Genomic DNA, 9,885 nt, shown 5'->3' with positions numbered 1-9,885 from the left:
CCACCACCTACACCGCCTCCCAGGGCCTGCTGCTGATGATCCCCAACATGTACAAGATCGCCGGCGAGCTGCTGCCCTGCGTGTTCCACGTCTCCGCCCGTACCGTGGCCGCCCAGTCCCTGAACATCTTCGGCGACCACTCCGATGTTATGGCCTGCCGCCAGACCGGCTTTGCCATGCTGGCCGAGACCAACCCCCAGGAGGTCATGGATCTGGGCGCCGTTGCCCACCTGGCCGCCATCAAGGGCCGCGTTCCCTTCCTGAACTTCTTCGACGGCTTCCGTACCTCCCATGAGATCCAGAAGATCGCCATCTGGGATTATGACGACCTGAAGGAAATGGTGGATATGGACGCCGTGGAGGCCTTCCGCAAGCGGGCCCTCAACCCCGAGCGCCCCGTCATGCGCGGCTCCCACGAGAACGGCGATATCTTCTTCCAGCACCGTGAGGCCTGCAACAAGTACTACGACGCCCTCCCCGAGATCGTCGAGGAGTACATGGGCAAGGTCAACGCCAAGCTGGGCACCAATTATCAGCTGTTCAACTACTACGGCGCTCCCGACGCTGACCGCGTCATCATCGCCATGGGCTCCATCTGCGACGTGACCGAGGAAGTCATCGACTACCTGAACGCCCACGGCGAGAAGGTGGGCCTGGTGAAGGTCCGCCTGTACCGTCCGTTCCGCGCCGACAAGCTGCTTGCCGCCATCCCCGAGACCGCCAAGCACATCGCCGTGCTGGACCGCACCAAGGAGCCCGGCGCCCAGGGCGATCCTCTGTACCTGGACGTTGTCACCGCCTTCGCCAACGCCGGCCGTCAGGCCACCATCATCGGCGGCCGCTATGGCCTTGGTTCCAAGGACACCCCGCCCAAGAGCGTGTTCGCTGTCTATGAGGAGCTGCAGAAGGCCGAGCCCAAGCGCCAGTTCACCATCGGCATCGTGGACGACGTGACCAACACCTCCCTGGTGGAGCACGACTGCCCCAACACCGCTGCTGAGGGCACCATCGAGTGCAAGTTCTGGGGTCTGGGCGGCGACGGCACCGTGGGCGCCAACAAGAACTCCATCAAGATCATCGGCGACCACACCGACAAGTACGTGCAGGCCTACTTCCAGTACGACTCCAAGAAGACCGGCGGCGTGACCATCAGCCACCTGCGCTTCGGCGACAAGCCCATCAAGAGCCCCTACTACATCAACAAGGCCGACTTCGTGGCCTGCCACAACCCCTCCTACATCATCAAGGGCTTCCCCATGGTCCGCGACGTGAAGGACGGCGGTATCTTCCTGATCAACTGCCAGTGGTCCGATGAGGAGCTGGACAAGCATATGCCCGCCGTGGCCAAGCGCTACATCGCCGAGCACAATGTCCAGGTCTACACCATCGACGCCATCGACCTGGCCGCCAAGATCGGCATGGGCAAGCGCACCAACACCATCCTTCAGTCCGCCTTCTTCTCCCTGGCCAAGGTTATGCCCCAGGAAGAGGCCATCCAGTACATGAAGGACGCCGCCACCCACTCCTACCTGAAGAAGGGCCAGGACATTGTGGACATGAACCACAAGGCCATCGACACCGGCGCCACCGCCTACAAGAAGTTCGAGGTGCCCGCCTCCTGGGCTACCGCCGAGGACAAGACCGTCACCACCGAGCTGACCGGCAAGCCCGAGCTGGTGAAGATGGTCAAGGAGATCCTGGAGCCCGTGGGCAAGATGGACGGCGACAGCCTGCCTGTCTCCGCCTTCGTGGACCACGTGGACGGCACCTTCTGCCAGGGCGCTTCCGCCTATGAGAAGCGCGGCGTGGCCGTCATGGTCCCCACCTGGGATTCCTCCAAGTGCATCCAGTGCAACCAGTGCTCCTACGTCTGCCCCCACGCCACCATCCGTCCCTACGCGCTGACCGAGGAGGAGGCCAAGAACGCCCCCGAGGCCGCCAAGATTGTGGACGTGAAGGCCGGCAAGGGCAAGGGCGTCTATAAGTTCGCCATCGCCATCTCCCCCCTGGACTGCATGGGCTGCTCCGTCTGCGCCAAGAACTGCCCCGTCCAGGCCCTGACCATGGTGCCCCAGGAGCAGGAGGCTGCTCAGCAGGCCGTGTTCGACTACATGGTGGCCAAGGTTGGCCCCAAGGCCGACATGGAGGGCATCAAGACCGTCAAGGAGAGCCAGTTCAAGCAGCCCCTGCTGGAGTTCTCCGGCTCCTGCGCCGGCTGCGCCGAGACCGCCTATGCCCGCCTGGTCACTCAGGTCTGCGGCGACCGGATGTACATCTCCAACGCCACCGGCTGCTCCTCCATCTGGGGCGGTCCTGCCGCTACCTCTCCCTACACCGTCAACAAGGACGGCCACGGTCCCGCTTGGGCCAACTCCCTGTTTGAGGATAACGCCGAGCACGGCCTGGGCATCTACCTGGGCCAGAAGGCCATCCGTGAGCGACTGGCCGAGAAGACCCGCGCGCTGCTGAATCTGGACTGGTGCACCGGCGCCATCAAGGAGGCCGGCCAGAAGTGGCTGGACACCATGCAGGACGGCGAGGCCAACGCCGAGGCCACCAAGGCCTATGTGGCCGCGCTGGAGGACGGTCTGTGCACCGTGGACGAGCTGCTTGCCAGCGACAAGGCAGAGATCCGCGCCTTTGGCGAGGAGCTGAAGGCCAAGGGCGAGACCCTGTGCCAGTGCGACGCCTGCAAGCTGGCTGCTGAGATCCTCCAGGAGAAGGAGTACCTGTCCAAGAAGTCCATCTGGATCTTCGGCGGCGACGGCTGGGCCTACGACATCGGTTACGGCGGCCTGGACCACGTTCTGGCCTCCGGCGAGGACGTGAACGTCTTCGTGTTCGACACCGAGGTGTACTCCAACACCGGCGGACAGGCTTCCAAGTCCTCCAACATCGGCCAGGTGGCCCAGTTCGCCGCGGCCGGCAAGACCGTGGCTAAGAAGTCTCTGTCCGAGATCGTGATGCAGTACGGTTACGTCTATGTGGCCCAGGTGGCCATGGGCGCCAACCCCAACCAGACTCTGGCCGCCATCCGTGAGGCCGAGGCCTATCACGGCCCCTCTCTGGTCATCGGCTACGCCCCCTGCGAGATGCACTCCATCAAGGGCGGCATGAGCAACTGCCAGATTGAGATGAAGAAGGCTGTCGAGTGCGGCTACTGGAACCTGTTCCGGTTCAACCCCGCTCTGAAGGCTGAGGGTAAGAACCCCTTCACCCTGGACTCCAAGGCCCCTGCCGGCGGCTATCAGGAGTTCCTGATGAACGAGGCCCGTTACTCCTCCCTGACCCGGTCCTTCCCCGACCGCGCCAAGGAGCTCTTCGCCCGCAACGAGGAGTCCGCCAAGGAGCGTTACGAGCACCTGACCAGGCTCATCGAGCTGTACAAGTAATCAAACAGCGCACGACGCCCCCGGACGCAAATGCGTCCGGGGGCGTTTTTATTGCCGTGCAGCGGGAAAATCACCCTTATCATCAGAGCCGGACAATATGACAAGGGCGGAGGCCGGCAGGAAGACGCGGCCACCGCCCGGCGGGTCAGCGGTCGCTGGCCTGCCATTCAGACTCCATATAAAAGATGTAGTCATCCACATCCTCCCGGGGCTTCGCCACCGGCTGCTGGGCGGGAAGGGAGACAACTTTGCTCTCGGACATAGGCGCCCTCCTCTCAGAGAAAATTCAGCCCCTCATATCATGGTATGCGGCAGGGCGGGGAAGATGCCCGCCGCCCCACAGGCTCACCGGTTCAGAATACGCCGCCGGTGCGGGACAATGCAGTCGAAGAGGGGAGGAAAGAAAATTTAAATTTTGCATTGACAAAGTGCCTTGTATATGGTATTCTTAATAAGCACCTAAAAGGACGGAGAACTGGATCGTAAATGCCGGAGTGGCGGAATTGGCAGACGCCCGGGACTTAAAATCCCGTGGGAGAAATCCCGTGCCGGTTCGACCCCGGTCTCCGGCACCAATATCGCGGGGTAGAGCAGCTTGGTAGCTCGTCGGGCTCATAACCCGGAGGTCAGAGGTTCAAATCCTCTCCCCGCAACCAGAAAAGGCTCCCTGACCTGAAAGGTCAGGGAGCTCACTTTATGTACAACGACGATAGGAGGCACTCATGCTTCAATTTGATGAGTACAAGGTAAAGCTCAATAACCTGAAGCCCGAGCTGGACGACCTGGGACAGGCCCTGGGCCTGGAAGCTGCGGAGCGGGAGCTGGAGATGCTGGAGTCTGAGAGTGCCTCGGACGGTTTCTGGAACAATCTGGAGAAGGCTCAGAAGGTTCAGCAGCGGATTAAGCAGCTCCACCACAAGGTGGACGGACAGAAAAAGCGGATCAGCGAGTGGGAGGACCTGCTGACCCTCTGCGAGATGGGCAACGAGGAGGAGGATGAGTCCCTAATCCCCGAGCTGGAGGAGGGCTTCAGCAAGCTCACCGCCGACATGGAGGAGGCCCGTCTGTCCACCCTGTTTACCGGCGAGTACGACGACAACAATGTGGTGCTGGCGATTCATGCCGGCGCCGGCGGCACTGAGGCCCAGGACTGGGCCCAGATGCTGCTGCGGATGTACACCCGCTGGGCCGAGCGCCACGATTTCGAGTACCAGGTGGTGGACCTCCAGGACGGTGAAGAGGCGGGCATCAAGTCCGCCACTGTGATGATTCAGGGCGAGAATGCCTACGGCCACCTCCGCAGCGAACACGGCGTCCACCGTCTGGTCCGGGTATCCCCCTTTGACGCCAACGCCCGGCGGCAGACCTCCTTCGCCGCCGTAGAGGTCATGCCCGACCTGCCCGAGGACGCCGATGTGGAAATCCGCCCCGAGGACTACGAGATGCAGGTGTTCCGCTCCTCCGGCGCCGGCGGACAGCACATCAACAAGACCTCCTCCGCCGTCCGCCTCATCCACCATGCCACCGGTATTGTGGTCTCCTGCCAGACCGAGCGCAGCCAGTTCCAGAACAAGGACACCTGCCTGCGCATGCTGCGGGCCAAGCTGGTGGAGCTGAAGATGCAGCAGCACGCGGAGAAAATCTCCGACATCAAGGGCGTACAGCTGAAGATTGAGTGGGGCAGCCAAATCCGCTCCTATGTGTTTATGCCCTACCAGCTGGTGAAGGATAACCGCACCGGCTACGAGACCAGCAACGTCAACGGCGTCATGGACGGCGATCTGGACGGCTTTATCAATGCCTACCTGAAGTGCGAGGCCACCGGCACCTGGGTCAGCAAGTAAGGAAAATTTACCGCTCTCATAAAATGCTCCGGATTTTTTGTCCGGAGCATTTTTGTATGTTCTGACAGAGAAAACGCCGCCGATTAAATGATAGAAAAAATAGAAAACTTGGAAAGCGGCTTGTTTTTCTGTCACTGTTTTGTTACTATTAAGGTGTCTTATGGAAAGGAAACGGAAGGACGCCCAATTCCGTACCTGTATTCGGAGACACGGCTTCCGGCGGAGCAGGGGGGCCCGCCGGAATAAGACGCGCCCGGAGAAAGACGGCCGAGGCAGAGATTCCGCGCCCTTATCTGAAAAGAAATGAAAGGTGGAATGTCTTACATGAAGCGTACGAGTAAGTTCCTGTCCCTTCTTCTGACGCTGGCAATGGTGTGCGCCCTGTTCGTACCCGCCATGGCCGCCGGGCAGGAGGACGGTATCGTTGTGCTCTACACCAACGATATCCACTGCACCTCGGACGACGGCCTCGCCTACGCGGCCATCGCCAGCTACAAGGCACAGATGGAAGACACCTATGGCGCCGACAATGTCACCCTGGTGGATGACGGCGACGCCATCCAGGGCGGCATCCTGGGCTCCATGTCCAATGGCAGCTGGATCATCGACATCATGAACGCCGTGGGGTACGATCTGGCCATCCCCGGCAACCATGAGTTCGATTTCAGGATGGATACCTTCCTGGACATTGTGAAGAACCAGGCTGAGTTCCCCTACCTGAGCTGCAACTTTGTGGACGCCGACGGCAATGCCGTGCTGGACGCCTACAAGATCATCAGCTACGGCGACGTGGATGTGGCCTATGTGGGCATCTCCACCCCCGAGACCCTGACCAAGTCCGCCCCCGCCTACTTCCAGGACGACGCGGGCAACTATATCTACGGCTTCTGCCAGGGCAACAACGGCCAGGACCTGTACGACCAGGTCCAGGAGACCGTGGACGCCGCCCGGGCCGCCGGAGCCGACTATGTGGTGGCCCTGGCCCACCTGGGCGTGGACGCCCAGAGCTCCCCCTGGATGTCCACCGAGGTCATTGCCAACACCACCGGCATCGACGTGATGCTGGACGGCCACTCCCACACCACCGTGGCCTCTGAGACCGTGAAGAACGCCGACGGCGAGGACGTGCTCCTCAGCCAGACCGGCACCAAGGCCGAGTATGTGGGCAAGCTGGTCATCGCCCCCGACGGCACCATGACCACGGAGCTGGTGCCCCTGGCCGACGTGGACACCACCAGCCAGGCCTACGCCGACGCCAAGGCCTTCGTGGAGGGTATCCAGGCCGAGTACACCGAGAAGGCCAGCCAGGTGGTGGCCACCAGCAGCGTGGATCTGACCGTCAACGACCCCGCCACCGGAAGCCGCGCCGTCCGCTCCGCCGAGACCAACCTGGGCGACCTGTGCGCCGACGCCTACCGCATCCTGCTGGGCGCTGACATCGGCTGGGTCAACGGCGGCGGCGTCCGCGCCGACATTGCTGCCGGCGACATTACCTACGGCGACATCATCGCCGTCCACCCCTTCGGCAACCTGGCCTGCCTGGTGGAGGTCACCGGCCAGCAGGTGCTGGACGCCCTGGAGCTGGGCTCCATGCAGGTGGGCGTGTCCGAAAACGGCGGCTTCCTCCAGGTCTCCGGCATCAAGTACACCATCGACCCGACCATCCCCACCTCCGTGGTGCTGGACGACGCGGGCAACTTTGTGGAGGTCTCCGGCGACCGCCGCGTGTCCGACGTCCAGGTCCTGGACAGCGAGACCGGTGAGTACGCCCCCATCGACCCCTCCGCCACCTACACCCTGGCCTCCCACAACTACATGCTCAAGGACGGCGGCGACGGCTACGCCATGTTCGGCAAGGACAATATCACCATCCTCAAGGACGAGGTCATGGTGGACAACGAGGTCCTCATCAACTACATCCGGGACAACCTGGGCGGCGTGGTTGGCGAGGAGTACGCCGATCCCTACGGCCAGGGCCGCATCACCATCAAGTACAAGGGCGTGGAGACCGGCGCCTGGTATGTGGAGGCCGCCCGCTATGTGATGGACAACAGCATCATGAACGGTTCCGGCAGCGGCTTTGAGCCCAACGGCACCGTCACCCGGGGCACCGTGTTCCAGACCCTGTACAATATGGCCGGCAAGCCCGCCGTGACCGAGGCCGCCTCCTTCTCCGATGTGGCCGGCAAGTGGTACGCGGACGCCGCCGCCTGGGCTGAGGACGAGGGCCTGACCTCCGGCACCGGCACCGGCCTCTTCAACGGCGACGCCGCCGTTACCCGCCAGGAGCTGGCCAAGATTTTTGCCGACTACACCGCCTCCAAGGGCATCCTGCCCACCGAGGATGCGGACCTGAGCACCTATGCCGACGACGACGCCATCCCCGCCTGGGCCTCTGAGGCCATGGAGACCGCCGTGTCCCTGGGCATCCTGAAGGGCGCCAACAACCAGCTCAACCCCGCTGGCACTGCCGCCCGTTCCGAGCTGGCCCAGATCCTGCTGAACGTCTCCAAGCTCACCCCTATCTACACGGAGGAGACCGTCTCCATTGAGGTCCCCGCTCAGAACGGCGTGCCCGCCCACACCATGACCGCCATTGTCACCGTGCCCACCTCCGCCTCTGAGGACAACAAGGTTCCCGGCGTGGTGATGCTCCACGGCACCGGCTCCAACATGCACGAGGTCAACGGCGCCTATGACATGGCCGCCGCTGAGATGGCCAAGCAGGGCCTGGCCACCATCCGCTTCAACTTCCAGGGCATCGACGAGGGCACCGAGGCGCTGTACGTGAATTACAGCTACACCTCCGCAAACATCGACGCCAAGGCCGCCGCCGACTACCTGGCCGGCCTGGCGGGCGTGGACGGGGACAAGCTGGGCGTTCTGGGCTGGAGCCAGGGCGGCACCAACGCCTTCCTGGCCGCCGCCGCCTACCCCGACACCTTCAAGAGCGTGGTCGCCTGGGCCGGCGCGCTGGACCTGACCGTTATGTTTGAGGACTTCGACGCCGCCTATGCCCAGGCGGAGAAGAACGGCTCCTTCACCATGGAGTTTGACTGGCGCACCGCCCTGCCCACCGGCTTTCAGTGGTTCAAGGACGTGAAGGACACCGACGTTCTGGAGGAGATCAAGACCATCAAGGCCCCCATCCTCACCATCAACGGCGCGGCCGACACCGTGGTGGACCCTGCCAGCGGCAAGACCATCGTGGATGCAGCTCAGAATGAGGCCTCTGAAAACCTGATCATTGAGAACTGCGACCATACACTCAACATGTTCTCCGGCGATTATACCGCCATCAATCAGGTCATCTCCGCTACCGCCGAGTTCTTTGTGAACACCCTGGGCGGCGCCGCGGCTGCTGACCAGGCCGCCTGAGCCATCCCCGATTAGCCTATAGACAGAGTATCAGCGCCCCGCCGGGTATCCGGCGGGGCGCTGATTTTATAAAGAGTCAAAAACAGGGAAAAAGACTTGACGACAGAAAGAGTCTGTGCTATAATACCCTCACAATTAAATGTACTTTTTAAGGCATGGAATGACGGTTAAACATCGGAATTTCTATGCCCTTTTTTGTGTGCTTAGGCATGGAGAATCCGCTGTTTCCGGAAGCTCCATGCCTTTTTTCATGGGGCGCGACCTTGACAATGGAATACCCACCGCCAGAGAAGATATTCCGCCCTCTTCGCCACGACCCGGGCTGCTGGAGAGCGGAGAGGGGGAAGACAACGCCGTGCCGGCAGGCAGGGCAGGAACTGGTATGGCGCGTGGCCCGAAGAGACAGAAAATCATAAAAAGAAAGGACGTTGCCTTATGATGAGAGAAACGACTGAGATGAAGAACCGCCGGTCCAAGACTGGCAAAGACAAGCCACAGCTTGTGCCTGTCCATGTCCTGCGGGAGCAGCTCCGCCAGCGGGCGGTGGATGCGTCCCGGCAGCTGTCCCGCTCTGTGGGACGGCTCACCTCCTGTGACGCCTTGCCCTGCCCGGAATATGGGGACGAGGTGGCCAGGGAGTATGCCGTGGTGGACCAGCTGCTCTACATCCAGAACTGCCGCAGCGCTCTGGAGCGCTGTATTGCAGGCGGAACTGTCCGCCTGCGGTACCAGTGGCGGGACGGCAGAACCACGATGACCCGGTTCCGCAAGGTCCGCCAGGGCTGTATCCAGACCTGCGGCCTCCAGCCGCCCGCGTAAGAAAAGGACGACTCCGGTTTGAAGGGCGCAGAGGCAGCCGGAGGGACAACGGAAAGAGTTCAACAATATAAAACGCCTGAGTCTGGGAGCTTTTCTCTCAGGCTCAGGCGTTTTTTCAATTAAAATGAGAGAGTGAACAGGTGCATGGAGGAAAACGGTTAAACGGGCAGGGCGCCATGCCGTCCGGAAATTTAGCAGACTGTCGAAAGAGTATTTTGACAGGAAAAGGCCCGGAATATACGCTGCCAGGCCTTTGGAACAGGCCTGCTTTGCGCATGCCGCCGTCGGGAGCGGCGGCTGCGGCGGCAGGACCCGGTCTTATAAGAAAAGTCCCCGGAACACAAAGTGTTCCGGGGACTTGCCATTGCTTGATTTAGTCGCAGCGGTTCAGCGCTTCTTGTCACGCTTCACCTGCTCACGACGCGCGGCTTCTCTTCGCCGCGGGCTCGAAA

General features: G+C 61.9%; 4 protein-coding genes and 2 tRNA genes. All 6 read left to right on the top strand.

Annotation, left to right across the window (positions count from 1 at the left end):
• The coding region (gene nifJ, locus Q0K06_RS13145; RefSeq protein ID WP_294553380.1) for a pyruvate:ferredoxin (flavodoxin) oxidoreductase at positions 1–3,392 on the top strand (3,392 nt) is incomplete at its 5' end.
• Between the two features lie 488 nt (positions 3,393–3,880).
• A tRNA-Leu gene (locus Q0K06_RS13140) sits at positions 3,881–3,967 on the top strand.
• A gap of 4 nt (positions 3,968–3,971) precedes the next feature.
• A tRNA-Met gene (locus tag Q0K06_RS13135) sits at positions 3,972–4,048 on the top strand.
• 66 nt (positions 4,049–4,114) lie between these two features.
• A complete protein-coding gene (gene prfB, locus Q0K06_RS13130) occupies positions 4,115–5,236 on the top strand; it encodes a peptide chain release factor 2 (RefSeq protein WP_294553378.1) in 1,122 nt (373 codons plus the stop codon).
• 324 nt (positions 5,237–5,560) lie between these two features.
• Positions 5,561–8,614: an alpha/beta fold hydrolase gene (locus Q0K06_RS13125; protein WP_294553375.1), complete on the top strand. Its 3,054-nt coding sequence runs from the start codon at positions 5,561–5,563 to the stop codon at positions 8,612–8,614.
• A gap of 435 nt (positions 8,615–9,049) precedes the next feature.
• On the top strand, positions 9,050–9,433 hold the full coding sequence (locus Q0K06_RS13120) for a hypothetical protein (protein WP_294553372.1): 384 nt from the start codon (positions 9,050–9,052) through the stop codon (positions 9,431–9,433).
• Positions 9,434–9,885: the final 452 nt, after the last annotated feature.

Origin of the sequence: uncultured Pseudoflavonifractor sp., assembly GCF_944387805.1 — a bacterium.
Taxonomy (GTDB): domain Bacteria; phylum Bacillota; class Clostridia; order Oscillospirales; family Oscillospiraceae; genus Pseudoflavonifractor.
The sequence above is the reverse complement of the archived record's forward strand: the minus strand, read 5'-3'. Positions and strand labels throughout refer to the sequence as shown.